At 65.0% G+C, this 23,301-nt stretch carries 24 protein-coding genes; 16 read left to right on the top strand and 8 right to left on the bottom strand.

The window, feature by feature from the left end; all coding sequences use genetic code 11:
• The 4 genes from API01S_RS17685 to API01S_RS17670 are packed head-to-tail and all read left to right on the top strand — an operon-like array spanning position 1 to position 3,768.
• On the top strand, positions 1 to 1,053 hold the full coding sequence (locus tag API01S_RS17685; RefSeq protein ID WP_061305515.1) for an ABC transporter ATP-binding protein: 1,053 nt from the start codon (positions 1 to 3) through the stop codon (positions 1,051 to 1,053).
• Complete coding sequence (locus API01S_RS17680; protein WP_061305513.1) at positions 1,050 to 1,913, top strand: ABC transporter permease; 864 nt, start codon at positions 1,050 to 1,052, stop codon at positions 1,911 to 1,913. Before API01S_RS17685 ends, API01S_RS17680 begins: the two co-directional genes overlap by 4 nt.
• Positions 1,910 to 2,701, top strand: coding sequence for an ABC transporter permease (locus tag API01S_RS17675; RefSeq protein ID WP_061305511.1), 792 nt, complete (start codon positions 1,910 to 1,912; stop codon positions 2,699 to 2,701). Before API01S_RS17680 ends, API01S_RS17675 begins: the two co-directional genes overlap by 4 nt.
• Positions 2,702 to 2,754: 53 nt before the next feature.
• Entirely contained in the window at positions 2,755 to 3,768 is a 1,014-nt protein-coding gene (locus tag API01S_RS17670; RefSeq protein WP_006227860.1) for a proline racemase family protein, read from the top strand.
• 97 nt (positions 3,769 to 3,865) lie between these two features.
• On the opposite strand, the gene API01S_RS17665 is transcribed toward API01S_RS17670, so the two are convergent.
• From API01S_RS17665 to API01S_RS17650, 4 genes are read right to left on the bottom strand one after another with little or no spacing between them, the layout of a single operon-like run.
• Complete coding sequence (locus API01S_RS17665; RefSeq protein WP_061305509.1) at positions 3,866 to 5,464, bottom strand: GMC family oxidoreductase; 1,599 nt, start codon at positions 5,462 to 5,464, stop codon at positions 3,866 to 3,868.
• A gap of 35 nt (positions 5,465 to 5,499) precedes the next feature.
• Positions 5,500 to 6,303, bottom strand: a complete 804-nt coding sequence (locus API01S_RS17660; RefSeq protein WP_061305507.1) for a shikimate dehydrogenase family protein — start codon at positions 6,301 to 6,303, stop codon at positions 5,500 to 5,502.
• Positions 6,304 to 6,328: 25 nt separating this feature from the next.
• On the bottom strand, positions 6,329 to 7,315 hold the full coding sequence (locus API01S_RS17655; RefSeq protein ID WP_050731187.1) for a transketolase family protein: 987 nt from the start codon (positions 7,313 to 7,315) through the stop codon (positions 6,329 to 6,331).
• Positions 7,316 to 8,173 carry a transketolase gene (locus tag API01S_RS17650; protein WP_061305505.1) on the bottom strand — a complete coding sequence of 286 codons (858 nt, stop codon included), beginning with the start codon at positions 8,171 to 8,173 and terminating at the stop codon, positions 7,316 to 7,318.
• Positions 8,174 to 8,297: 124 nt separating this feature from the next.
• Between API01S_RS17650 and API01S_RS17645 the strand changes: the two genes are divergently transcribed.
• Both API01S_RS17645 and API01S_RS17640 read left to right on the top strand, forming a co-directional pair.
• Positions 8,298 to 9,002 (top strand): GntR family transcriptional regulator, encoded by a 705-nt coding sequence (locus tag API01S_RS17645; protein WP_006221000.1) that lies wholly within the window; start codon positions 8,298 to 8,300, stop codon positions 9,000 to 9,002.
• A gap of 9 nt (positions 9,003 to 9,011) precedes the next feature.
• Positions 9,012 to 10,082, top strand: coding sequence for a glycerol dehydrogenase (locus API01S_RS17640; RefSeq protein ID WP_006221001.1), 1,071 nt, complete (start codon positions 9,012 to 9,014; stop codon positions 10,080 to 10,082).
• 27 nt (positions 10,083 to 10,109) lie between these two features.
• Here API01S_RS17640 and API01S_RS17635 read toward each other — a convergent pair whose 3' ends face one another.
• Genes API01S_RS17635 through API01S_RS17625 form a run of 3 tightly spaced genes read right to left on the bottom strand, consistent with a single transcriptional unit; the run spans position 10,110 to position 12,797 of the window.
• Positions 10,110 to 11,045: a beta-keto acid cleavage family enzyme gene (locus tag API01S_RS17635; protein WP_061305503.1), complete on the bottom strand. Its 936-nt coding sequence runs from the start codon at positions 11,043 to 11,045 to the stop codon at positions 10,110 to 10,112.
• Positions 11,038 to 12,015: a 3-hydroxyacyl-CoA dehydrogenase gene (locus API01S_RS17630; protein ID WP_061305501.1), complete on the bottom strand. Its 978-nt coding sequence runs from the start codon at positions 12,013 to 12,015 to the stop codon at positions 11,038 to 11,040. Before API01S_RS17630 ends, API01S_RS17635 begins: the two co-directional genes overlap by 8 nt.
• Positions 12,015 to 12,797 carry an SDR family oxidoreductase gene (locus API01S_RS17625; RefSeq protein WP_061305499.1) on the bottom strand — a complete coding sequence of 261 codons (783 nt, stop codon included), beginning with the start codon at positions 12,795 to 12,797 and terminating at the stop codon, positions 12,015 to 12,017. Before API01S_RS17625 ends, API01S_RS17630 begins: the two co-directional genes overlap by 1 nt.
• Positions 12,798 to 13,127: 330 nt before the next feature.
• Here API01S_RS17625 and API01S_RS17620 point away from each other — a divergent pair, with 330 nt between their 5' ends.
• The 6 genes from API01S_RS17620 to API01S_RS17595 all read left to right on the top strand — a co-directional run bounded on the left by API01S_RS17620 (position 13,128) and on the right by API01S_RS17595 (position 19,594).
• Positions 13,128 to 14,327: an ABC transporter substrate-binding protein gene (locus API01S_RS17620; protein WP_006221005.1), complete on the top strand. Its 1,200-nt coding sequence runs from the start codon at positions 13,128 to 13,130 to the stop codon at positions 14,325 to 14,327.
• A 121-nt stretch (positions 14,328 to 14,448) separates the two neighbouring features.
• Positions 14,449 to 15,315: a branched-chain amino acid ABC transporter permease gene (locus tag API01S_RS17615; protein WP_061305497.1), complete on the top strand. Its 867-nt coding sequence runs from the start codon at positions 14,449 to 14,451 to the stop codon at positions 15,313 to 15,315.
• Between the two features lie 22 nt (positions 15,316 to 15,337).
• Entirely contained in the window at positions 15,338 to 17,119 is a 1,782-nt protein-coding gene (locus API01S_RS17610) for a branched-chain amino acid ABC transporter ATP-binding protein/permease (protein WP_039883478.1), read from the top strand.
• The gene (locus tag API01S_RS17605) at positions 17,112 to 17,816 is read left to right on the top strand and encodes an ABC transporter ATP-binding protein (protein WP_006221008.1); all 705 of its coding nucleotides are present in this window, start codon (positions 17,112 to 17,114) and stop codon (positions 17,814 to 17,816) included. Before API01S_RS17610 ends, API01S_RS17605 begins: the two co-directional genes overlap by 8 nt.
• Before the next feature lie 18 nt (positions 17,817 to 17,834).
• The gene (locus tag API01S_RS17600) at positions 17,835 to 18,830 is read left to right on the top strand and encodes an NAD(P)H-quinone oxidoreductase (protein ID WP_061305495.1); all 996 of its coding nucleotides are present in this window, start codon (positions 17,835 to 17,837) and stop codon (positions 18,828 to 18,830) included.
• Complete coding sequence (locus tag API01S_RS17595) at positions 18,827 to 19,594, top strand: SDR family oxidoreductase (RefSeq protein ID WP_061305493.1); 768 nt, start codon at positions 18,827 to 18,829, stop codon at positions 19,592 to 19,594. Before API01S_RS17600 ends, API01S_RS17595 begins: the two co-directional genes overlap by 4 nt.
• Positions 19,595 to 19,648: 54 nt before the next feature.
• Here API01S_RS17595 and API01S_RS17590 read toward each other — a convergent pair whose 3' ends face one another.
• A complete protein-coding gene (locus API01S_RS17590) occupies positions 19,649 to 20,311 on the bottom strand; it encodes a thiopurine S-methyltransferase (RefSeq protein ID WP_006221011.1) in 663 nt (220 codons plus the stop codon).
• Between the two features lie 235 nt (positions 20,312 to 20,546).
• Between API01S_RS17590 and API01S_RS17585 the strand changes: the two genes are divergently transcribed.
• From API01S_RS17585 to API01S_RS17570, 4 genes are all read left to right on the top strand, one after another.
• Entirely contained in the window at positions 20,547 to 21,092 is a 546-nt protein-coding gene (locus API01S_RS17585; RefSeq protein WP_006221012.1) for a sigma-70 family RNA polymerase sigma factor, read from the top strand.
• A complete protein-coding gene (locus API01S_RS17580; protein ID WP_061305492.1) occupies positions 21,089 to 21,769 on the top strand; it encodes an anti-sigma factor in 681 nt (226 codons plus the stop codon). Before API01S_RS17585 ends, API01S_RS17580 begins: the two co-directional genes overlap by 4 nt.
• Before the next feature lie 86 nt (positions 21,770 to 21,855).
• Positions 21,856 to 22,404, top strand: a complete 549-nt coding sequence (locus API01S_RS17575) for a fasciclin domain-containing protein (protein ID WP_039883479.1) — start codon at positions 21,856 to 21,858, stop codon at positions 22,402 to 22,404.
• A 131-nt stretch (positions 22,405 to 22,535) separates the two neighbouring features.
• Positions 22,536 to 23,252, top strand: a complete 717-nt coding sequence (locus tag API01S_RS17570; protein ID WP_061305490.1) for a tetratricopeptide repeat protein — start codon at positions 22,536 to 22,538, stop codon at positions 23,250 to 23,252.
• Positions 23,253 to 23,301: the final 49 nt, after the last annotated feature.

Here is a 23,301-nt window from a genome sequence, read left to right as displayed (position 1 = left end):
ATGTCTGCTTTGCTCACCATCGAAGGCGTGTCGATGCGCTTTGGCGCCTACCAGGCGCTGGACCACATCGACCTGGACATCCAGCAGGGGGAATTCGTCGCCCTGCTGGGACCCAGCGGCTGCGGCAAGACCACGCTGCTGCGCTCGATCGCCGGCTTCCTGACGCCGGAATCCGGCCGCATCCTGATCGACGGCCAGGACATCAGCCGCCTGGCCGCGCACCATCGCCCCTTGAACACGGTGTTCCAGAACTACGCGCTGTTTCCGCACATGACCGTGCTGCAGAACGTGGCCTACGGACCGCGTCGCCAAGGCGCGTCCAAGGCCGACGCGGCGGATCGCGCCCGCGCCGCGCTGGACATGGTGGGGCTGGCTGACTTCGGCCCGCGCTATCCCCGCGAAATGTCGGGCGGCCAGCAGCAGCGCGTGGCGCTGGCGCGCGCCATCGTCAATCAACCAAAGCTGCTGTTGCTGGACGAGCCGCTGTCCGCGCTGGATTTGAAGCTGCGCAAGCGCATGCAGCTGGAGCTCAAACACTTGCAGGCCAAGCTGGGCATTGCGTTCATTTTCGTCACGCATGACCAGGAAGAAGCCATGACGATGGCGGACCGCGTCGTCGTCATGCATGCCGGCCGCATCGAGCAGGTGGGCGCGGGCACGGACATCTACCGGCAGCCCGCCACCCGCTTCGTGGCGGAATTCATCGGCGATGCAAACTTCATGGCGTACACGGCCGTGGACCAGCACATGCTGCGGCTGGACGCGCAAGGCATGCTCGTACCGCTGGTTGGACAGGCCGCGCCCGCGCGTGGCGTGGCGGTGCTGCGCCCCGAAGACCTGCGCCTGGCCGACGGACAGGCCGACTGCGCGCTGACGGGCGTGGTGGCCGACGTGATCAACGTGGGCAGCCACAGCATGATCCACGTCAACGTTGGCGGGCAGACGGTCGTGGCGCGCCACGGCGGCATCGCGCCGTCGGGCCTGCGTCCGGGCGTGACGGTCAGCCTGGCCTTCGCGCCGGAACACCTGCACCTGATCGGTGAGCAGCGATGAACCGCCGCGCCTGGCTCTCACCCGGCCTGTTGCTGGCCGCGCCGGTGCTGTTCTTCGCGGCGTTCTTCCTGGCGCCGTTGGCGGTGGTCGCGCTGGCCAGCATCACGTCCGCCACCGGCAGCTCCGACGGCGCCAGCGTGACCTTGACCGCGCAGCAGTACCTGCGCGTGCTGGCGGATCAGTATCACTGGGACGTCATCCTGACGACCTTCCGACTGGCGTTTTTCACGACGATCGTTTGCGTGATCCTGGGCTACCCGCTGGCTTGGTATCTGGTGCGCGTCGTGCGCTGGCAGGCGTGGCGGCGCTTTTGCGTGATCCTGCTGGTGGTGCCGCTGTTCACCAGCAATATCGTGCGCGCCTTCGGCTGGATGGTGCTGCTGGGCCGCAACGGACTGGTCAACCAGGCGCTGGTGGGCATGGGCGCGGCGGATCGGCCTGTGCGGTTCATCGGCACCGAGCTGGGCATCCTGATCGGCATGGTCTACGTGCTGCTGCCGTTCGTGGTGCTGGCGGTGGGCAATGCGCTGGCGCGCGTGGACCCGGCTTGCGAACACGCGTCGGCCGATCTGGGCGCCAGCCCCGCCGCCACCTTCCTGCACATCACCTGGCCGCTGACGCTGCCCGGCGTGGTGTCCGGCGCCATCATCGTCTTCACGCTGGCGGTCAGCGCCTACGTCACGCCGGCGCTGTTGTCGGGCGGACGTATATCGGTGCTGTCGATGCTGATCTTCCAGCAATACAGCTCGGTCTTCGACTTTCATTACGGCGGCGCATTGAGCATGGTGCTGCTGGTATTCACCTTGATCCTGGTGGCGCTGGCCAACCGCGCCGCCACCTTGCCGGGAGCCGCGCGATGATCGCCCGCCACCTGATCCGCCTGATCGCACTGGCCGTGCTGGCATACCTTGCGCTGCCGCTGGTCGTCATCATGGGCTCATCGTTCACGGCCACGCCGTACCTGGCGTTTCCGCCGCAAGGCTGGACGCTGGACTGGTATCGCACCTTGCTGGTCGAAGCGGGCTACCTGGCCGCGTTCACCACCAGCACGGTGCTGGCGTTGGCGGCGACGGTGGCGGCGGTGCTGCTGACCGTGCCGGCCGCGCTGGCCCTGGCCCGCTATGAGTTTCCAGGCAAGGCGGCGATGACCTCGGTGCTGATGTCGCCGCTGGTATTGCCGCACATCGTGCTGGGCGCGGCCCTGCTGCAATACGGCGCGTACTTCGGGCTGACGCGCAGCTTCCTGTCGCTCTTGATCGGGCACATCGTCATCATCGCGCCGTTCGTGTTGCGCTCGACGTTGACGCTGCTGACGCCCGAGCAGCGCGCGCTGGAAGAAGCATCTGCGGACCTGGGCGCCAACCCCTGGACCACGTTTTTCCTGGTGGTGCTGCCGCAGATTCGCCCCGGCATCGTCACCGGTTCCATCTTCGCGTTCATCTCGTCATGGATCAACGTGGAGCTGTCCATTTTCAACACCACGGCGGACCTGAACACCATACCCGTCAAACTTTTCAATTACGTGCAGTACACGATCGATCCGACCATCGCAGCCGTATCGGGCGCCACGATCGTGGTTGCGGTGATCGCTATCGTCATCCTGGATTTGACCGTCGGCCTGGACATGCTGTCCGAACGCGGCAAATAAGTTTCCCTACTTCCGTTTTTCCCATTCATCCTACTTAGTCTGGAGCTACAGTCATGCGCAAGCAAGACGCGTTCGATGTCATCTATACCCATACCGAAGGCGAGCCCCTGTGCATCGTGCATAGCGGCATCCCCTACCCCGCCGGCTCCACCATCCTGGAGAAGCGGGCTTTCCTGGAACAGAACTACGACTGGTTGCGCCAGGCGCTGATGCGCGAGCCGCGCGGCCACAAGGACATGTTCGGCGTGTTCCTCACGCCGCCGTCCAGCCCGGAATTCGACGCCGGCCTGATCTACATCGACGGCACCGAGTATTCGCACATGTGCGGCCACGGCACCATCGCGGTCAGCATGGCGATGGTGGCCAATGGCCTGGTCGCGCGCGGCAAGGACGGCATCACCAAGATCCGCTTTGAAACCACGGCGGGCCTGGTGGTGTCCGAAGTCGCGTCCGAAGGCGACAACGTGCTGTGGACGCGCTTTGAAAACGTGCCGGCCTACGTCGCCGCGCAGGACATCCCGGTGGAGCTGCCGGGGTACGGCAAGCTGTCGGCCGACATCGTCTGGGGCGGCAACTACTTCGGCATCGTCGACCTGTCGGGCTGCGATCTGCGGATCTCGCCGGACAACGGCACCGAACTGTCTCGCATGGGCCTGATCGTGCGCGATCAGCTCAATGCGCGCCACCGCATCCAGCACCCGACCGAAGCGCACATCAACAATCTGAACTTCATCACGTTCTGGCACCAACCCACCATCGAAGGCGCGTTCTACAAGAACGTGCACGTGTTCAGCGCCGGCCAATTGGACCGCTCGCCCGGCGGCACCGGCACCAGCGCGATGATGGCCATGTTCGAGGCGCGCGGAAAAATGGGCTTGAACCAACCAATCAAATCGGAAGGCCTGCTGGGCAGCGGCACGTTCGAAGGCTGCCTGCTGGGTGAAGTGGACCTGAACGGCACGCGCGCGGTGCGCCCGACGGTCAAGGGCACGGCCAGCATCCTGGGCACCGCCCGCTGGGTCATCGATCGCAACGATCCGGTCGGCGCGGGCTTCCTGATCCGCTGATCATGGCGCAAGACAGGCGCGCGGGGCAACGATGCCGCGCGCGCCTGCTTGCGTGGGCCTGCTTGCGTGTGCCTGCCAGCACGCGCCTGCGTGCGAATCAAGCCCTAGCGGCGTCTTCCAGGATCAATTCCGCGCCGCGCTCGGCCACCATCATCACGGCGGCCTGCGTGTTGCCGGAGACCATCTTGGGCATGACCGACGCATCGACGACGCGCAGCCCCGTCACGCCGTTCACGCGCAGCCGCACATCCGTCACGGCGGCCGCGTCCGCGCCCATGCGGCAAGTGCCGATCGGGTGATAGATGGTCTGCCCGTTGCGGCGCGCGAAGTCCAGCCATTGCTCGTCGCTCTGGACGCCGTCGCCCGGGCTGACTTCGGCCTCGACATAGTGTTGCATCGCCGGCTGCCCGACGATGCGCCGCGCGGCCTTCATGCCGCCCACGAGACTGTCCCGATCGATCTGCGCCGACAGGAAGTTGGGGCGGATCGACGGGCCGGCCAAGGGGTCCGGCGATTTGATGTGGATCGTGCCGACCGATTCCGGACGCAATTGCGCCACGCCGATGGTCATGCCGGGATGCCGGTCAAGGATGCGTTCGGCGGCATTCGCGTAGCTGGCATGCACGAAGAAAAACTGCACGTCGGGCGCGGGCAGGTCGGGCGCGCTTTTGACAAAGCCGTGGACCAGCCCCGTGCCCAGCGTCAGGATGCCGGCATGGCGCGTGTAATAGCGCGCCACCTGCTGCGCCAGCCGCCAGCCCCGCGACATCTCGTTCAGGGTCACCGTGTTCTTCACCCGCCAGTTCATCCGCGTGGCGAAGTGGTCGATGTAGTTTTCTCCCACTTGCGGCTGCGCGTGCACCATCGGGATGTTGAACGATTTCAGCAAGGACGGGTTGCCGATACCGGATAGTTCCAGCAGCTGCGGTGACTGCACCGCGCCCATGCACAACAGGGTCTCGCGCGCGGCGCGCACCGTGTGCTCCTGACCGTTCTTGCGATAGGCGACGCCCACGCAGCGCTTGCCCTCGAACACCAGCCGCGTCACGTGCGCGCCACATTCGACGCGCAGGTTCTTGCGCGCGGCGGCCGGCTTCAGATAACCGTCCACCACGCTCCAGCGCCGGCCCCGATGCTGAAGCACCTGGTAGTGGCCCACGCCTTCCTGCTCGCCGCTGTTGTAGTCGGGGTTCAGGGGCTGGCCATCTTCCTGGGCGGCGCGCAGGAAAGCGTCGGACACCGGGAAGCGTTCGGCCACTTCTTCCAGGTGCATGGGGCCTGCTTTGCCACGCGTCGGGCCGCCCGGCTCGTAATGCTCGATCTTGCGGAACACCCGTTCGGCCTGGGCATAGCCCCAGCCGGTCGCGCCCGCCGCTTCCCAGCCGTCGTAATCCTGGGGCTGGCCGCGCACATAGATCATGCCGTTGATCAGCGTGGAGCCGCCCACGCCCTTGCCGCGCGGCACGGCGATGGTCCGGCCATAGACGTTGTCTTCGGGCTCGGTGGCGAAGCGCCAGTTGTAGTCGGGATTGACCAACAGCTTGGAGAAGCCCGCCGGAATCGAGATCCACATGCTGCGGGCTTCGTGGCCCGCTTCCAGCATCAGGACGCGGTGCTTGCCGTCGGCGCTGAGTCGGTTGGCCAGAATGCAGCCCGCCGTGCCGCCGCCCGCAATAATGAAATCGTAATCGCCCATCGTTCTACATCCCGTCCTGATGTCTTTTGCCAACCTCAGCGCGCGGGCGTCACGCCCAGCATTTCGGCCATCAATGCAATCTGGCACACCAGCATCGGCGCGCCGTAATGCACCTTGCAGCCCTTGGCCTGCGCCGCCAGCAGCAGCGCGGTGTCCTTGGGTTGCATGATGACTTCGCAGACCAGTTGGTCGGGCGTCAGGCGCTCGGTATCCAGGGGCAGCGCGTCGCCTTCCTTCATGCCCAGCGAGGTCCCGTTGACCACCAGGTCGTGGCCAGAGGGGTCGGGCGTGCCGATGGCGATATTCGCCTCGGGATGCAGCGACAGGATGCGCGCCTTCAGGTCCTCGGCCTTGGCCGGCGTGCGGTTGGCGATGGTCAGGCGCGACACGCCGGCCTGCACCAATGCAAAGCCGATGGCATTGGCCGCGCCACCCGCGCCCGCCAGATAGGCGCTCTTGCCGCGCAGGTCCACGCCCGCGGTCTGGAGTCCGCGCACGAACCCTTCGCCGTCGAGCATGTGCGCGGTGAGCTTGCCGTCGGCGTCGCGGCGCACGACGTTGGCCGCGCCGATCTTGCGCGCCACCGGCGTCACCTCGTCCACCAGATCCAGGATGGCGGTCTTGTGCGGCATGGTGACGATGACGCCACCCAGGTTCTCAAGGCTGCGCAGCCCTTGCACGACGGCGGCCAGATTGTCGGGGCGTGTGTGCAACGGCACGCAGACCCCGTCATAGCCCAGCTGGTCGAACAGTTCGTTCATGCGCTGCGGCGTCTTCACGTGATGGATGGGGTCGGCCAGGATGCCGAACAGGCGGGTATTGCCGGTGATTTCCTTCATGGGGTCTCCGTAGTCAGGTGTCAGTTCAGGATGCGATCACGTCGCGCGCAACGGCGCCGATACCGGCCGCGTCCAGCTTGTAGTGCGCGTACAGCGTCGTGGGCGGCGCGATCAGGCTGTACTCATCGTAAATGCCGTGGCGGCGCAAACGGGTGCCGGTGCCGGCGTCGGCCAGCACTTCAGCGACGGCCGATCCCAGCCCACCGAGCACATTGTGCTCTTCCACGGTCATCATCCGGCGCGCGTGGCCCGCGGCGGCCAGCACAGCGTCGCGGTCCAGGGGCTTGATGGTGGGCATGTCGATCACACCGACCGACAGGCCGTCTTCGCGCAATTGCTCGGCGGCCGCGAGCGCGGCGTGCAAGGTGATGCCGCAGGCAATGATGTTCAGGTCGGACCCGGTGGAATGCACGATGGCGCGGCCAAATTCGAACGGCGCGCCGTCTTCATAGACCTGCGGGTCGCGGCCACGGCCGATGCGGAAGTAGATCGGTTCGGGCCAATGCACCGACGCCTTGATGGCGGCGGCCAGTTGCGGGCCGTCGGCAGGCGAAACCACGGTCAGCCCCGCCAGCGCGCGCATCGTGGAGATGTCTTCGGTGGCGTGGTGCGAGGTGCCGTAGAACCCCAGGCTGATGCCGGTGTGATGGCCAATCAGGCGCACGGGCAGCCGGGTGTACGCCACGTCCATGCGTATCTGTTCGCAGCACAGCAGGCCCAGGAAGGAAGCGAAGGTGGCCACGAAAGGCATCATGCCGGTGGTGGCCAGCCCGGCCGCGGCCGACACCATGTTCTGCTCGGAAATGCCGAACTGGATATAGCGGTCGGGATAGGCGGTAGCGAAACGGTTCAGGCCGTTGGAATACTGCAAGTCTGCCGATCCGGCCACGACCGGATGCCCTGCCTGGGCCAGCTCGATCAGCGCGTCGGAAAGGTAGGACAGCCCGGGGTTCACCGCGTTCAGCGCGCGGTACTGCCAGGATTCAGGGGAAAGAACTTGTGCCTGTGCCATTCAGATCTCGCGGGAAAGAATTTCGTCGACGGCGCTTTGCGCGTCTTGCGGCGCCAGATAGCCCAGGTGCCATCCGGGTTCGGTCTCCATGTAGGACACGCCCTTGCCCTTGATCGTCTTGGCGATCACGCAGGCCGGCTTGTCGCGCGCGTCGTCCGCGCGCAGCCGCCGCAACAGCGCGGTCAGCTCGTGCAGGTTGTGGCCATCGACCTCGTGAACGTCCCAGCCGAAGGCCTGCCATTTTTCCTTGAGCGATTCCACGCCCACCACGTCGTCCACCTTGCCGTCCAGCTGATAGCCGTTGCGGTCGATGATGGCGATCAGGCGCGACAGCCGGTTGTGCGCCGCGAACAACGCCGCTTCCCAGACCTGGCCTTCCTGCATTTCACCGTCGCCCAGCATCACGAAGACGTTGAAGTCGCGGCGGTTCATGCGGCCGCCCAGCGCCATGCCGACGCCGTTGGACAGCGCATGCCCGATCGAACCCGAACTGAAATCGACGCCGGGCACTTTGCTCATGTCGGGATGGTCGCCCAACGGGCTGCCCAGGCGGGTGTAGTCGTCCAGCAGCGCGCGGTCGATGAAGCCGTGGTCGGCCAGCACCGGAAACAGGCCGACGGCGGCGTGGCCCTTGCCCATCAGGAAGCGGTCGCGATCAGGCCATTGCGGCTCTCCGGGCCTCAGCCGCATCACGTCGTAGTACAGCGACGCAAAGATCTCGGCGCAGGAAAACACCGAGCTGTAATGCCCGACCTTCGCAATTTCGATCAATCGGATTGTCTCCAGCCGGATGTGGCGGGCCTTCTCCCGCAGCATCTCGACCTCCCCCTGGGTGGGGGCCTCCTGGTGATGGCGCATGGCGCGTCCTTTCTTCGTTAGGATATATGATATATAATATACCCATTGTGCTCGGATTGGCTATGGCGGGCTAGAATTCATCCCGGATTCACCCGTTCCCCTCATACAGCAAGCCCGAAACGTCATGCCCAGCCTCAAACCGGTAAAGAAAGAGAACCTCTCCGTCAGGGTCTACAACGAAATCCGCAATGCCCTGATCAACGGGCAGTACGAACCCGGCGAACGCCTGATCATTGGCGAACTGGCTCAAGAGATGGGCGTATCGATCACGCCCGTGCGCGAAGCCATCTTCCGTCTCATCAGCGAACAGGGCCTGGAAATGCAGGCGGCGACGGCCGTCTATGTTCCTTATGTGAACTCGGAAAAATTGCGGGAAATCCAGCAGATCCGTTTTCATCTGGAAGGCATGGGCGCGGCCGAGGCCGCGCAGAACATCACGCGCAAGCAGCTGGATAACCTGGTCGCCCTGCAGAAGGATTTCATTTCCTGCACGTCCACCGATCCCAAGCGCGCCAGCTACCTGAACCGCAAGTTCCACTTCGCCATCCTGGAAGCCAGCAACAAGCCCATCCTGCGCAGCACCGTCGAATCGTTCTGGGTCATCACCGGCCCGATCCTCAAGGTGTTCCACATCAAGACCGCCGGGCTGGACTATTCCGAAAACGAACACCGCCACGAAGCCGTACTCGAAGCCCTTGAAGCGCGCGACTCCGAAGCCGCGCGCAGCGCCATCCAGGCCGACCTGGTCTGGGGCGGCAAGATCATGATCGACTGGTTGGTCGAACGCGAAAAAGAGCTCGACTACCGCCCTCCCGTGCCCCGCAAATAGGAAGACTTCATGCTGAAGATTTTTGGCGCGCCGTGCCGCTACATACAAGGCGCGGGCGCGCTTGACGCCCTGGGCCAATACGCCGCATTGTTCGGCCGCCGCGCCGCGCTGGTCATCGACCGCTATGTGCACGGCGTGCTGGGGCCAAGAATCGACAGCCTGTGCGCCGAACACGACGTGGCGCTGACGCCGCTGATCGTGGACGGCGACCTGACGCCCGAACTGATCGAGGCGCTGCGCGCGCAAGCCCGGGCAGCCGGCATCGACATGGTGATCGCGGTGGGCGGCGGCAAGTCGCTGGACGCGGGCAAAGCCGTGGCCAAGTCGTCGCACTGCCATCTGATCACGGTGCCGACCGTGGCATCCAACGATGCGCCCACCAGCAAGAACTACGTGCTGTACGACGCGCATCATCAGCTCCTGGCGGTGGAACACATGCTGTTCAACCCCACCATCGTGCTGGTCGACACCGCCATCATCGCCACCGCACCCGTGCATTTCTTCCGCGCGGGCCTGGGCGACGCCATATCGAAAAAATTCGAAGCGGAACAATGCCAGCGCAACGGCGGCAAGAACATGTACGACGGCGCGCCGCTTTTGACCGCCCAGCTGATCGCAGACGGCTGCTTGCGCACGCTGCTGGCCGACGGCGTGGACGCCGTGGCGGCGGCTGGCACCGGCCAGCCCACGCCCGCATTCGAGCGCGTGGTGGAAGCGATGATCCTCATGAGCGGTCTCGGTTTTGAAAGCGGCGGCCTGTCCATCGCCCACGCCTTGACGCGCGGGCTGCCCAAGATCGGCGGCGTGGCCACCGCGCTGCATGGCTTGCAGGTCGCGGTCGGCCTGCTGGTGCAGCTCGATCTGGAACAGCGCAACGACGGCATGCTGGCGGACTTGACGCAGTGGTACGCGCAGGTCGGCCTGCCGACCACGTTGCGCGAGCTGGGCGCGGCCGACATGCCCAGCGATGCCGATCTGACGCTGGCGGCCGAGCTGAGCCTGAAGGCCCGCCACGCCGCCAACTTCGATCGTCCGCTGGACGTGGCCACGCTGGCCGACGCGCTGCGCCGCCACGCCTGAGCACGGCGGGCGCGGCGCGCCTGCCAATCAGAACGCCACGTTGTCGCGACCCTTCAAGCCAAGCTTGGCGCGCGCCTCGTCGGGCGTGGCCACGTCCAGGTTCAGCGCTTCAACGACGGTGCGGATGCGCTCGACCTGCGAGCGGTTCGACTCGGCCAATTGGCCCGGTCCGATCCACAGCGAATCTTCCAGCCCCACCCGCACGTTCGAACCCATCGCCGCGCCGATGGTGGCCAAGGGCATCTGATTGCGCCCGGCGCCCAATATCGACCACTCGTAGTCATTGCCGAACAACCGGTCGGCCGTGCGCTTCATGTGCATCAGGTCTTCCGGATGCGGCCCGATGCCGCCCAGGATGCCGAATACCGACTGGATGAACGGCGGCGACTGGACCAGGCCGCGATCGACGAAATGCGCCAGGTTGTACAGATGGCTGATGTCGTAGCACTCGAATTCAAAGCGCGTGCCGTTGGCGTTGCCCAGCGTCAGAATCGATTCGATGTCCTGATAGGTATTGCGAAAGATCAGCGACCGGCTGTTCTCCAGATGCTCGCGTTCCCAGTCGTACTTGAAGTCCTTGAAACGATCCAGCATCGGGAACAGGCCAAAGTTCATCGACCCCATGTTCAGCGACGCCAGCTCCGGCTGGAACGTCGTGGCCGGGCGCATGCGTTCCTCGACCGTCATGTGAGGACTGCCGCCCGTCGTGATGTTGATGATGGCGTCCGTCTCGTTCTTGATGCGTTCCAGGAACGGCTTGAACAGCGCGGGGTCTTGCGACGGCTTGCCCGTTTGCGGATCGCGTGCATGCAGGTGCAGCACCGCCGCGCCCGCCTTGGCCGCGCCGATGGCGGCTTCGGCGATCTCGTCCGCCGTAACCGGCAGGTGCGGCGACATGCTGGGCGTGTGGATCGCGCCCGTCACGGCGCAGGTGATGACGACTTTCTGTTTCGGTTTAGCCATTGTTGTCTCCGTCCTGTTGTTTGTGGCGCATCAAGCGCATCAGTTTTTCATCGCGCCAGAAGCGGCGCGCAGCCAGGTCCTGTTGCGGCAGCAAGCCGCGGCGTTCGTCGGCCAGCGCATCGACCAGCGGCGCGTCCCAGGGCACGCATTCGGTCTGCTCCGCGCCGATGGATTGATACAGCCCGCCATAGCGCGCGCAGTAATCGGCAATGCCACCGGGCGCATTCAGGTCGATGGTTTCAAACGGCCCCATGAACGACCACCGCAGGCCCAGCCCGTCCTTGACCGTGGTGTCGATGTCCTCGGCGCTGGCGATGCCGGCCTTGGCCAATCGGAAGGCCTCATGCAGCAAGGCCCCTTGCAGGCGGTTCAGGATGAAGCCTTCGATTTCGCGGCGCAGCCGCACCGGCTTCTGGCCGATGGCCGTCATGACCTTGCTGGCGGCTTCGAGCGCCTCGGGGCTGGTCCACGGCGCCGGGCATAGTTCAACGACCGGGATCAGATACGGCGGGTTGACGGGATGCGCCACCAGGCAGCGATGCCGGCCCGGCAGATGCTCGGTGAACTCGCTGGCCGGGATGCTGGACGTCGAACTGCCGATGACGGCATCCGGTTCCGCCGCCGCATCCAGCTCCAGGAACAGGGCCCGCTTGATCTCGACCTTCTCGGGAGAATTTTCCTGGATGTAGCACGCGCCCTTGACCGCATCGGCCAGGCTCTTTGCCACATACACGCGTTCGATGATGGCGTCGGCGTCGGTCAACAAGCCTTCAGCCTGCAAGGCGTGCAACTGCTGCAAGATCAGCGCGCGGGCTTCGGCCAGCATGGCCGCGTTGACATCGTGCAGGCGCACCTGCCAACCCATGCGGGCGAACACGATGGCCCAGCCCTGGCCGATCAGGCCGGTGCCGATGATCGCGGCGCAAGGCGCGGCGGCGCGGGCGGCGCGGGAGACGTTAACGGCGCCCATCAATAGAGCTTCTGCGTGAAGCCGTCCACCACGATGGCTTGCCCCGTCACACTGCGGGCGGCCTCGCTGGCATTGAACAGCACCATGTTGGCGATGTCGCGCGCGGTGACCATGCGCCCCAGCACCGCCTGGTTTTCGTACTGCGCGGCGATCTCCTGCACGGGCCTGCCCAGCGTGTCGGCCTTGGCGGCGATGACGGCGCGGATGCGCGGCCCTTCCACCGCGCCCGGCAGGATCGCGTTCACCCGGATGCCATGCGGACCCAGCTCGATAGCCAATGATTTGGTGAAGCCGATCACCGCCCACTTGGACGCCGAATACACCGAACGCCCGGCAAAGCCCAGATGGCCGGCGGCGGAGGACAGGTTGATCATCACGCCAGCCTTGGATTCCTTCAGATGCGGGATGGCCTGGCGCGCGCAAAGAAACTGGCCGGTGATGTTGACGGCCAGCGTGCGGTCCCAGTCAGCCTTGGACAAGGTTTCGACGTAGCCCGTCGGGCCCGCGACGCCAGCGTTGTTGATGAGGATGTCCAGTCCGCCCAATTTCTGCTTGACGGCGGCAAAGAGCGCGCCCACGCTGTCCTCGTCGGAAACGTCGGCGACCATGGCTTGCACGCCGGGCAGTTCGGCCGGTATCGCGGCCACCCTCGCCTCGTTCACGTCGCACACGAATACCGTCGCGCCGGCATGGCGGAACACCTTGGCCATCTCCAGGCCCAGACCATCGGCGCCGGCGGTAATCAACACCCGCTTTCCGGCGAAATCGACTTCCTCGAACATGCTGTTGTCTCCTGGTTTTTATGGAAAAGCACGCTGATGATGATATACGATATATCACTCAGCACGAATTTTTCCGCGCTTTCATCCGCCGCCTCAACCCCTTGCACGACGCCTTCCGTCTGACGGAATATTGCGGTCGATTTCCCATCTATCGGCCGCTAAGGCTTTATTCATGCGGCTTTAGGGAATTCCCCGATTCGGCATGCTGCGGCCCCCACTAGAATCCAATTCGGGGTTTTTGTACCTGACCGGCGCATATATCATATATTTAAAAAAGACGGACAACACTCAAAACAGTCCGCATCCCATACCGACAAAGGAGCGTAGACAGTGTTCAAGTTCAACAAAATTATTTTGGCGCTGGGCGTGTGCGGCGTACTGGCAAGCGGCACCGCAGCGGCCGACATGAAAGTGGGCGCTCTCTTCCCGTTCAGCGGCGCGCTTGCGCTCCTGGGACAAGAGAGCTATCGCGGCCTGGAGCTGGCCGTCAACGAGATCAACGCCGCCGGCGGCATCAACGGAGAGAAGATCGAGATCGTCAAGGCGGACGCGGTCGATCCGACGCAGGCGGTGTCGGAAACCAAGCGCCTGATTTCGGCCAACGTGGTGGGCGTGTTCGGCAGCTACGCCTCGGGTATTTCCTATGCGGCCTCGCCCGTGACCGAATTGGCCGGGGTGCCCTACTTCGAGCTGGGCGCCACCGCCCACAAGATCACCACGCGCGGCTACAAATACCTCTTCCGCAGCAATCCCAATACGGCGCTGTACGGCGTGTCTGTCGTCAATGCGCTGCATGACTCCATCGGCCCCGGCATGGGCTTGAACCCCAAGGACATCAAGATCGGCATCATCCACGAAGACGGGCCTTATGGCACCGACGTGGCCGCCACCGAGAAAAAGCGCGCGCAGGAACTGGGCTATACCGTGGCCGAAGTGCTGCCGTATTCGGCCAAGACGGTGGACCTGTCTTCGCTCATCCTGCGTTTGAAGGGCGCCAAGGTCGACGTCGTCCTGCAAACGGCTTATCAGAATGACGCCATCCTGTACTTCAGCCAGGCGCGCGCCGCGGGCTTCAAGCCCAAGGTCGTGATCGGCGCGGGCGGCGGCTATTCGTTGGCCGATACGGCCAAGGCCGTGGGCGCGGACATGAACGGCGTGTTCGATCTGGACTTCCCCCAATCGTCCATCAATCCGGCGGGCGCGCCGGGCCTGGACAAATTCCTGGAAGCCTACAAAGCCACCTACAAGAGCGACCCGCAGTCCGGCCACAGCCTGACGAACTACGTGGGCGCCAAGGCCTTCTTCGAAGCCATCGGCAACGCCAAGTCCACCGACAAGGACAAGATCCGCGCCGCCGTGCTGGCCTACAAGAAGCCGGCCGGCCAGACGGCCAACGGCTGGGGCTTCGACTTTGGCGAAGACGGGCAGAACAACGCCTCCACGTTCTATGTCATGCAATGGCAGGACGGCAAGCTCGTCACCATCGCGCCCAGCAACCTCGCACTTGGCAAGCCGATTTTCAAGAAATAAACGCGACGCCAGTGATCAGGCGCTCGGGGGCGCCTGACGTTTCCCGGGAAGCGCGCGCCCCGGCGTGGCCGCCTATGCAGCGACCGCGCCGGGGCCGCCTCCCGCTCTAAGAGGTTGCACCATGGATATCTTCATTCAACTGGTCATCAACGGCCTGTTGCTGGGCGGCGCATACACCATCATCAGCCTGGGGCTGACACTGATCTTCGGTGTCGTGCGCGTCGTGAACTTCGCTCACGGCGAGTTCCTGATGATCGGCATGTACCTGGTTTACCTGATCGCCGCGCAATTCGGCGTTCACCCGTATATCGGGCTGGTTCCCGTCGCCGTCATCCTGTTCGCGCTGGGCGCGCTGACGCAGAAGGGCATCATCCAGCCACTGCTCAACGCTGACCAGCACATCCAGATTTTCGCCACGGTGGGCGTGTCCACCATTCTGCTGAACCTGGCGCTGGTGATCTTCGGCGCGAATGTGTATCGCGCGCCCGTCGAGCTGGGCACGAACGCCATCGACGTAGGCAACTATTCGATGGTGACCGGGCAAGTGATCACGTTCTTCGTCGGCATCGGCCTGGCGGTGCTGCTGCACCTGTTCATGCATCGGACCTACCTGGGCCGCGCGCTGCGCGCCGTGGCCCAGCATCGCTACGCCGCCACGCTGATGGGCGTGAACGTCAACAACGTCTACGCCATCGCCTTCGGCCTGGGCACCGCCTTCGTCGGTATCGCCGCCGGCCTCTTGGCGCCGCAGTATCCGGTGTTTCCAACGGTGGGCACGTACTTCGTGCTGACCGCTTTCGTGATCGTGGTGCTGGGCGGACTGGGCAGCCTGTATGGCGCGGTGGCCGGCTCCATGATCATCGGCATCGTCGATACGCTGGCCGGCTATTACATCGCCCCCGACCTGAAAGAGGTCGTGTATTTCGGGATCTTCCTCTTGATCCTAGTCCTGCGACCGAACGGCCTGTTTGGCGTCGGCACAGAGTGATCAGAGCCACCAGGAGCGAAACGTGTTTCCCGACTTTCGAAGCCCCAAAGCCTACGTCAGCCTGATTCTGCTGATCGTGATGTTCCTCGTGCCCGTCGTCATGGGCACGCCTTTCTGGACCAACCTTTTTGTCCTGCTGTTCGTCTTCGCCTCGCTGTCCGTCGCGTGGAACATCGTCGGCGGTTACGCCGGCCAGCTCTCGCTGGGCCATGCGGTGTTCTACGGCATCGGCGGCTACACGGCCACGCTGCTGACGCAGAACTTCGGCATTTCTCCGTGGATCGGCATGCTGGCGGGCGCGGTCATCTCGGCGGCGGTCGCCATCGTGATCAGCTATCCCACGCTGCGCCTGCGCGGCCCGTTCTTCGCGCTGGCCACCATCGCCATCCTGGAAGTGGTGCGCCTGCTGGTCATCCACGAGGAAAGCTGGACGGGCGGCTCCAGCGGCATCAGCCTGCCGCTGAACATCGGCTGGGCCTGGATCGTGTTCCGCGAAAAGATCAACTACGTGATCATCGCCTTCGGCCTGTTCCTGTTCGTGACCTGGGTGTCCTGGGCGATCCGCAAATCGCGCATCGGCCATTACCTGATCGCGATCCGCGAACGCGAAGACGCGGCGCTGGCCGTGGGCATCCACACCGTGCGCGTCAAGATCATCGCGGCGGTCGTCTCGGCCATGCTGACCAGCATCATCGGCACCTTCCACATCACCTACCTGACGTTCGTGGACCCCAGCTCGGCGTTCTCGCTTGAACTGTCGATCCAGGTCGCCATGTTTGCGTTGATCGGCGGGCTGGGCACGGTGGCCGGCCCCATCGCCGGTACGTTCCTGGTGCTGCCCATCGCGGAACTGGCGCGCGGCTGGCTGTCCAGCGTGGGCAACGGCATGCACGGGCTGATCTACGGCCTGATCCTCGTGGCCGTGGTGCTGACCATTCCGCGCGGGCTGGCCGGCGCTTTCGGCCCCGCCATCGAACGTGCGCTGGCGCGCCTCCCCTATCTGGGCACGCCCCGCAAGAAGATGCAGCTGGCCGACGAACTGCGCCTGCGCAGCGCCACGCGTTCCGACCAGCCGGTCCTGAAGGCCGACAAGCTGTTCAAGAGTTTCGGCGGCCTGCGCGCCACCAACGACGTGTCGCTGACGCTGAACCAGAACGAAATCCTGGGCATGATCGGGCCGAACGGCGCGGGCAAGACCACGGTGTTCAACCTGTTGTCCGGCTTCCTGTCGCCGGACAAGGGCGACATTTCGATGCTGGATGCGGACGGCAACTGGGTCACCTGCAAGACGCCGGACGAATTCGCGCACAAGGGGCTGGGCCGCACCTTCCAGATCGCCAAGCCCTTCACCGGCCTGACCGTGCTTGAGAACATCATGCTGGGCGCGTTCATCCGCACGTCCAACCGCGACGAAGCCGAGCAGATCGCGCTGAAGGTGGCCGAGCAGACCGACCTGCTGAAGCACCTGAACACCGAGGCGCGCAGCCTGACGGTGGGCGGCATGAAGCGGCTGGAGATCGCCCGCGCGCTGGCGATCAAGCCGCGCATCCTGTTGCTGGATGAAGTGATGGCGGGCCTGAATCCCACCGACATCGAAAAGTCGATCCAGATGATCCGGCGCATCCGCGATTCGGGCGTATCCGTGCTGCTGATCGAACACATGATGCAGGCCACGATGGCGCTGTCCGACCGCATCATCGTCCTGAACGAAGGCGCCGTGCTGGTCAGCGGCGCGCCGAAGGACGTGGTCGAGAACCCCGCCGTCATCGAGGCGTATTTGGGCAAGGAGTACCAGGATGCTTAAGGTGTCGAATCTGTCGTCGGGCTATGGCAAGAGCCAGGTGCTCAACGGCTTGAACTTCGAAGTGAACGCGGGTGAGATCGTGACGCTGATCGGCGCCAACGGCGCCGGCAAGACCACCACGTTGAAAACGCTGTGCGGCGTCATTCCCGCCTTGCAGGGCAAGGTGGAATTCGAGGGCCAGGACCTCACCAATCGCAACCCTTACGACATCGTCGATGCCGGCATCACGATGATTCCCGAAGGCCGCCAGCTGTTCCCGCACTTCACGGTGAAGGACAACCTGCTGATGGGTTCGTACAAGCGCGCCGCGCGGCCTATCGTCCAGCGCAAGCTGGAAGAGGTGCTGCGCATCTTCCCGCGCGTGAAGGAACGCCTGTCGCAATATGCCGGGTCGCTGTCGGGCGGAGAACAGCAGATGGTGGCCATCGCGCGCGGAATGATGGCGGACCCCAAGCTGCTGGTGTTCGACGAGCCCTCGCTGGGCTTGTCGCCGCTGCTGGTGCAGCAGATGTTCGACATCATCCGCAACGTCACTTCCCACGGCGTGACGGTGTTGCTGGTGGAGCAGAACGTGTTTCGCACGCTGCGCCTTGCCGACCGGGGCTACGTGCTGGAGAACGGCGCCATCGTGCGCACCGGCACGGGCGCGGAACTTCTTAGCGACCCCCACGTGAAAAAGGCCTATCTGGGCCATTGATTATCAGGATTGCCATCTATGTCCCTACGCTGCACATTCATCGACCATGGCCAGGGCGGCTCGCCCGACTGCATGCAGGTGGCCCAACGCGACATGGCCGAGCCCGTCGGCCGCCAGGTGCTGATCGAAGTGGCCTACGCCGGAGTCAACCGCCCCGACGTGCTGCAACGCTCGGGCTCGTACCCGCCCCCGCCCGGCGCATCGCCCTATCTGGGGCTGGAAGTGTCCGGCACCATCATCGGAGTCGGCCCTGAGGTCACCGCATGGAAGGTCGGCGACACCGTCTGCGCGCTGACGCCCGGCGGCGGTTACGCCCAATATTGCCTGGCCGACGAGCGCCATTGCCTGCCCGTGCCGCGCGGCATGGACCTGCTGACGGCCGCGGCCATTCCCGAGAACTATTTCACCGTCTGGACCAACGTGTTCGACCGCGCCCGCCTGTCGGCCGGCGAAAAATTCCTGGTGCATGGCGGCTCCAGCGGCATCGGCCTGACCGCCATTCAGCTGGCGCGCGCCTTCGGGGCCCAGGTCTGGACCACCGTGGGCAATCAGGCCAAGGCGGATGCCTGCCTGAAAGCCGGCGCGCACCACGCCGTGCTGTACCGCGACACCGACTTCGAAGCCCAGGTGCGCTCGGACACCCAGGGCGCCGGGGTCGATGTCATCCTGGACATGGTGGGCGGTTCGTACATCAACAAGAACATCAAACTCTTGGCCATCAATGGCCGGCTGGTACAGATCGCCTTTCTTGAAGGCAGCAAGGCCGAGATCGACGCCCTGCCCATCATGACCAAGCGCCTGCAGTTCACGGGGTCAACGCTGCGCCCGCGCTCGGACGATGACAAGGGCGCCATCGCGCGGTCGCTGGCCGACAAGGTCCTGCCGCTGATGGAACAGGGCCAATGCCTGCCGCTCATCCATGAAGTGTTCCCCCTGGCCGAGGCCGCGCGCGCGCATGCCTTGATGGAAAGCAGCAAACACATCGGCAAGATCATGCTGAAGGTGCAGGCATGAACACGGGCTTGCAGGGGCAGGTTGCCCTGGTGACGGGCGCGGTGGGCGGCATCGGGTCGGCCATCGTGGAAGGCTTGCTGGCGCAAGGCGCGCGCGTGGGGCTGGTGGACGTCAACGCGCAGGCCGGGCAGGCGTACGAGAAGGCGCTCACGGAACGCGGCCACGACGTGGTGTTCGCGCATGCGGACGTGGCCCACTACGATTCCTGCCAGGCGGCGTATGAGCGCATCACGTCCGAGCTGGGCGCGGCGACGATCCTGGTGAACAACGTGGGCATCTCGCCCAAGACCGACGGGCGCGCGCTCAAGGTCTGGGAAATGCCGCCCGCCGAATGGGACCGCGTGGTGTCGGTGAACCTGAACAGCGTGTTCTACATGACGCGCCTGGCCACGCCGCACATGGTCAAGCAACGCCAGGGGCGCGTCATCAATATGTCGTCGGTGGCCGGCAAGGCGTATTGCGACATCGTGGCGGCGCATTACGCCGCGACCAAGGCAGGCCTGATCGGCCTGACGCGCCACTGGGCGGCCGAACTGGGACCCTACGACGTCACCGTCAACGGGCTGGCGCCCGGCCGCATCAGCACGCCGCTGCTCAAGAGCGTGCCGCAGGAAATCAACGACGCCGTGGCGCAGGTGACGGCGTTGCGCCGGCTGGGCACCCCCGAGGAAGTGGCCGACGCCTGCCTGTTCTTTGCGTCCGACCAGGCCCGCTTCGTGACGGGGCAGGTATTGGACGTCGCCGGCGGCTGGCTGATGACCTGAGCCGCCCGCCACGCCTTTGCGCCCGGGTCGGGCGCAAAGGGGGCGCGCCCGGACTCAGGCCTCTTGCACGCCCAGCCGGTACACCACCGTGTCCAGGCGGCTGACGCCCGCGCTTTGGAACTTCGGTTCCTTGTCCAGGATGTCGCGGCGGTCGATGATGACCGCCGGGGCCACGCCGGAGAAGATGGCCTGCACTTCGCTATCGAGCACCGCGAACGGCGGCCCTGCCATTTCTTCCTGCGGATAGTCCAGCGTGATCAGCAGCCCCCGGCTGGCGGGCGACAGCTGTCCATAGACATGGCGCACGTAAGCGGCGCGCATTTCCTCTGGCAAGGCCACCAGCGCCGCGCGGTCGTAAGCGCCCACGCAGTGCGACAGCACCTGGGAATCCAGCTTGAAGATGTCGCCGCAGATGATTTCGATATTGCCCGCCACGTAGTGCTTGCCGTAGAGGGATTCGTGCGTCACGGGCCGCAGCTCGTTCTCAGAAAAGAACTGCTCCACCGCCAGCTGCGACAGCTCGATGCCCAGCACCGTATGCCCCTGCGCCGCCAGCCAGACCATGTCCAGCGACTTTCCGCACAACGGCACCAACACCCGTCCACCCTTCGGTACGGCCAACGTGGGCCAGTACTTCTGCAAGAGCGGCGTGATCCGGGTTTGATGAAAGTGCGTGCGCCCTTCGCGCCAGCGTTCCAACCAGAATTCTGCGTCCATGTCCTGTCTGCTCCTCCTGTGTTTCGATTGCAAGCTCTTCGCTTTTTCCGGGCCAAGCCGGGGCCCGGGGCTGTGGCGCGCGCGGCGCGCCGGATACCACGGCCGGCGGCGCAATAGCGCAAACCGGTGCCGGGCATTGTAGTGCCCCCCTCACACCCGACAGGTCAAATAAGTGACGCCGGCGCCCAGGCCCGGTATGCTCTTGACCAGCATTCCCTTCCCACCCTAGGAACCGATGCCCGACGCTCAACACCTACAGGCCCTGCTCGTCCAGTGCGCGGAAAAACGCGAATCCGCACTGGCCGAGATTTATCGCCTTGCGTCCCCGCATCTGTTTGCGCTCGCCAGACGTATGTTGAGAGACCAGGCCGCCGCGGAAGATGTGCTGCAAGAGTGTTTCGTGTCGATCTGGCGCCAGGCCGGGCAGTACCAGTCCGAGCAAAGCCAGCCCATGACGTGGATGACCCGCATCGTCCGCAATCGATGCATCGACCGTCTGCGGCGGCCCGACGTCCTGGTGCCGGACCCGGACGACACGCTCACGCTGGCCATGGCCGATGAAGGCCCTGGTCCGCTCGCGCGTCTGCAAGCCAGCCAGGAAGGCCGCCAGTTGGCCGATTGCATGGGCCAGTTGGAAGGGCCGCAGCGGGTCGCCATCGCGATGGCGTTCTTCGATGACCTGGCACATCCAGACATCGCGGCACGCCTGGATACGCCGCTGGGAACGATAAAGAGCTGGATACGCCGTGGTTTGCAACGGCTGAAAAGGTGCTTGGAATGAATTACCGCCACCCCGAACTGCAAGACCGCCTGGCCGCCGAGTACGTGCTGGGCGGCTTGCGCGCGGGTGCGCGGCTGCGCTTCATCAAGCTGATGCGCGATGACGCCGGCTTGCGCCGCGCGGTCGCCGAATGGGAAGACAGGCTGCTGCCGCTGGCGCTGGCCCTGCCGCCCGAAACCCCGCCCGCGCACGTCTGGCGCGCCATCGCCGCCCGCATCGCGCCGGCCGCCACGGCGGCTCGCACCCTTGCCCCGCCGCGCGGCCTGACCTGGTGGCGCGCGCTGTCCGCCGGCTTGGCCACCGCTGTCGTGGTGCTGGCCTTCCTGATGCTCAAGCCCCCGGTCGAGCCGGTCGAAGTGCGTACCGTAGCCGTGCTGTCCAACGACAAGACGCCGGGCGCGATGGTCGTGAACACCTTGCCGGACAATCGTTTGTCCGTGCAGCCGATGCAGGATCTGATCGCGCTGGCCGATGGACGCGCGCTGGAACTGTGGTCCATTTCGCCGGGACAGGCGCCGCGCTCGCTGGGCGTGGTGCTGCCCGGCCAGACTACGATACTGGCGCCCAGCCTGCTGCCTCAGCAAGGCGACACCGTCGCCATTACGCTGGAACCGGAAGGCGGCGCGCCCAACGGCATCCCCACCGGCCCGGTCGTCTTGAGCGGCAAGGTCATCTGATCAGGGTTTGTCCTTAGACCAATCGCGCATCCAATCGCAGGCTGGCCCCGTATCTCCTCATGACGGCCACACAAAAGGAGATCGTCATGAAATTGCTAGCCTCGATTGCCATCGCTTGCTCCGCTCTGACCCTGTCGCCCACCTTCGCGGCCGACGTCATGGTGGGTGGCCAGCCGATGATGCCCGCCAAGAACATCGTCGCCAACGCGGTCAATTCCGCGGACCACACCACACTGGTGGCGGCTGTGAAGGCAGCGGGCTTGGTGGATACGCTGCAGGGCAAGGGTCCGTTCACGGTATTCGCGCCCACCAACGCCGCCTTCGGCAAGCTGCCCGCCGGCACGGTGGATACGCTGGTCAAGCCTGAAAACAAGACGACGCTGACCAAGATCCTGACGTACCACGTGGTGCCCGGCAAGCTGGACTTCGACGCGCTCGCCGCCAAGATCAAGAAGGGCGGCGGCAAGACCGAGCTGACCACCGCCAGCGGCGGCAAGCTGTGGGTGATGATGAACGGCAAGCACAACCTGACCCTGAAGGACGAAAAGGGCGGCACGTCCACCATCAGCACCTACGACGTCTATCAGTCCAACGGCGTGATCCACGTCATCGACACGGTACTGATGCCCAACTGATTGGGAACGCGCCCTGCGGGGCCATCGTTCCAAGCCCGGCCCTCGTGTCGGGCTTTTTTGCTTTTTGCCGCGCGCCGGCTTCCGGTATCGTAGGCACCCAGTCTTTGACCGCTATCGGAACGCCAACCGTCATGCTTGCAACCCTGCGCCGCTGTCTGCTTGCCTGTCTTGGGAGCGTCGCCCTTGTCGTGCCCGCCGCCCACGCCCAAAGCGCCGCGCAGCTGGACTATGCATATCAGGCGGAATTGAAGGCCGACAACGAGGCGCTGCGCGAACGCATCCAACGACTGCCGCCTGCGCTGCAAGCCTTGAACGAGCAGATATCGGATGCACTGAAAGCGGGTGACCGGCAGCAGGCGCAGCGCGTGGCCCAGGAAATGGCCACGCAAGATCCGCGTAACGCGGACGTCAGGATGTTCCTGGGCAAACTTCGCGCGCAGCAGGGTGACCTGACCGGTGCGCAAAACTGGTTCGATCAGGCCATCAAGCTGGACCCGGACAACAAATGGGCCTACGTCAACAAGGCCGGCGCGCAGGCCGAGCTGTCGGACCTGCCCAACGCGCTGGCCACGACAGGGGCACTGACCACGCGCTTTGCGCACTGGAGCATCGGCTACAACCTGCAAGCGTCGCTGCTGGATGCGATGGACCGTCCTGCCGACGCGCTGGAGGCCTACCAGAAAGCGGTGCGCGCCCAGCCGGCCAGCGCGCTGATCCTGACCAACCAGGGCAACTTGCTGCGTCGCCAGGGCCGGCTGACCGACGCGCGGCTGTCATACGAAGACGCGCTGCGCGTGCAACCGGACTACGCGCTGGCCAAGTCTGCGCTGGACAGCCTGCCAAAATAAAATCCGCGCCAAGCGCGCTCGCCGAGGCGACGCGCGTGGCGCGCTCAGA

Source organism: Achromobacter piechaudii NBRC 102461 (assembly GCF_001571245.1).
GTDB classification, from domain to species: domain Bacteria; phylum Pseudomonadota; class Gammaproteobacteria; order Burkholderiales; family Burkholderiaceae_B; genus Achromobacter; species Achromobacter piechaudii.
This window is presented reverse-complemented; position numbering and strand designations above follow the sequence as displayed.

Bases quoted from the DNA above. Each gene is read 5' to 3' on its own strand.
- API01S_RS17575 (WP_039883479.1), top strand. From the start codon at position 21,856: ATGAAATTGCTAGCCTCGATTGCCATCGCTTGCTCCGCTCTGACCCTG.
- API01S_RS17675 (WP_061305511.1), top strand. From the start codon at position 1,910: ATGATCGCCCGCCACCTGATCCGCCTGATCGCACTGGCCGTGCTGGCA.
- API01S_RS17595 (WP_061305493.1), top strand. From the start codon at position 18,827: ATGAACACGGGCTTGCAGGGGCAGGTTGCCCTGGTGACGGGCGCGGTG.
- API01S_RS17585 (WP_006221012.1), top strand. From the start codon at position 20,547: ATGCCCGACGCTCAACACCTACAGGCCCTGCTCGTCCAGTGCGCGGAA.
- API01S_RS17600 (WP_061305495.1), top strand. From the start codon at position 17,835: ATGTCCCTACGCTGCACATTCATCGACCATGGCCAGGGCGGCTCGCCC.
- API01S_RS17590 (WP_006221011.1), bottom strand. From the start codon at position 20,311: ATGGACGCAGAATTCTGGTTGGAACGCTGGCGCGAAGGGCGCACGCAC.
- API01S_RS17670 (WP_006227860.1), top strand. From the start codon at position 2,755: ATGCGCAAGCAAGACGCGTTCGATGTCATCTATACCCATACCGAAGGC.
- API01S_RS17580 (WP_061305492.1), top strand. From the start codon at position 21,089: ATGAATTACCGCCACCCCGAACTGCAAGACCGCCTGGCCGCCGAGTAC.
- API01S_RS17635 (WP_061305503.1), bottom strand. From the start codon at position 11,045: ATGGCTAAACCGAAACAGAAAGTCGTCATCACCTGCGCCGTGACGGGC.
- API01S_RS17680 (WP_061305513.1), top strand. From the start codon at position 1,050: ATGAACCGCCGCGCCTGGCTCTCACCCGGCCTGTTGCTGGCCGCGCCG.
- API01S_RS17655 (WP_050731187.1), bottom strand. From the start codon at position 7,315: ATGGCACAGGCACAAGTTCTTTCCCCTGAATCCTGGCAGTACCGCGCG.
- API01S_RS17650 (WP_061305505.1), bottom strand. From the start codon at position 8,173: ATGCGCCATCACCAGGAGGCCCCCACCCAGGGGGAGGTCGAGATGCTG.
- API01S_RS17570 (WP_061305490.1), top strand. From the start codon at position 22,536: ATGCTTGCAACCCTGCGCCGCTGTCTGCTTGCCTGTCTTGGGAGCGTC.
- API01S_RS17625 (WP_061305499.1), bottom strand. From the start codon at position 12,797: ATGTTCGAGGAAGTCGATTTCGCCGGAAAGCGGGTGTTGATTACCGCC.
- API01S_RS17660 (WP_061305507.1), bottom strand. From the start codon at position 6,303: ATGAAGGAAATCACCGGCAATACCCGCCTGTTCGGCATCCTGGCCGAC.
- API01S_RS17685 (WP_061305515.1), top strand. From the start codon at position 1: ATGTCTGCTTTGCTCACCATCGAAGGCGTGTCGATGCGCTTTGGCGCC.
- API01S_RS17615 (WP_061305497.1), top strand. From the start codon at position 14,449: ATGGATATCTTCATTCAACTGGTCATCAACGGCCTGTTGCTGGGCGGC.
- API01S_RS17605 (WP_006221008.1), top strand. From the start codon at position 17,112: ATGCTTAAGGTGTCGAATCTGTCGTCGGGCTATGGCAAGAGCCAGGTG.
- API01S_RS17640 (WP_006221001.1), top strand. From the start codon at position 9,012: ATGCTGAAGATTTTTGGCGCGCCGTGCCGCTACATACAAGGCGCGGGC.
- API01S_RS17630 (WP_061305501.1), bottom strand. From the start codon at position 12,015: ATGGGCGCCGTTAACGTCTCCCGCGCCGCCCGCGCCGCCGCGCCTTGC.
- API01S_RS17665 (WP_061305509.1), bottom strand. From the start codon at position 5,464: ATGGGCGATTACGATTTCATTATTGCGGGCGGCGGCACGGCGGGCTGC.
- API01S_RS17645 (WP_006221000.1), top strand. From the start codon at position 8,298: ATGCCCAGCCTCAAACCGGTAAAGAAAGAGAACCTCTCCGTCAGGGTC.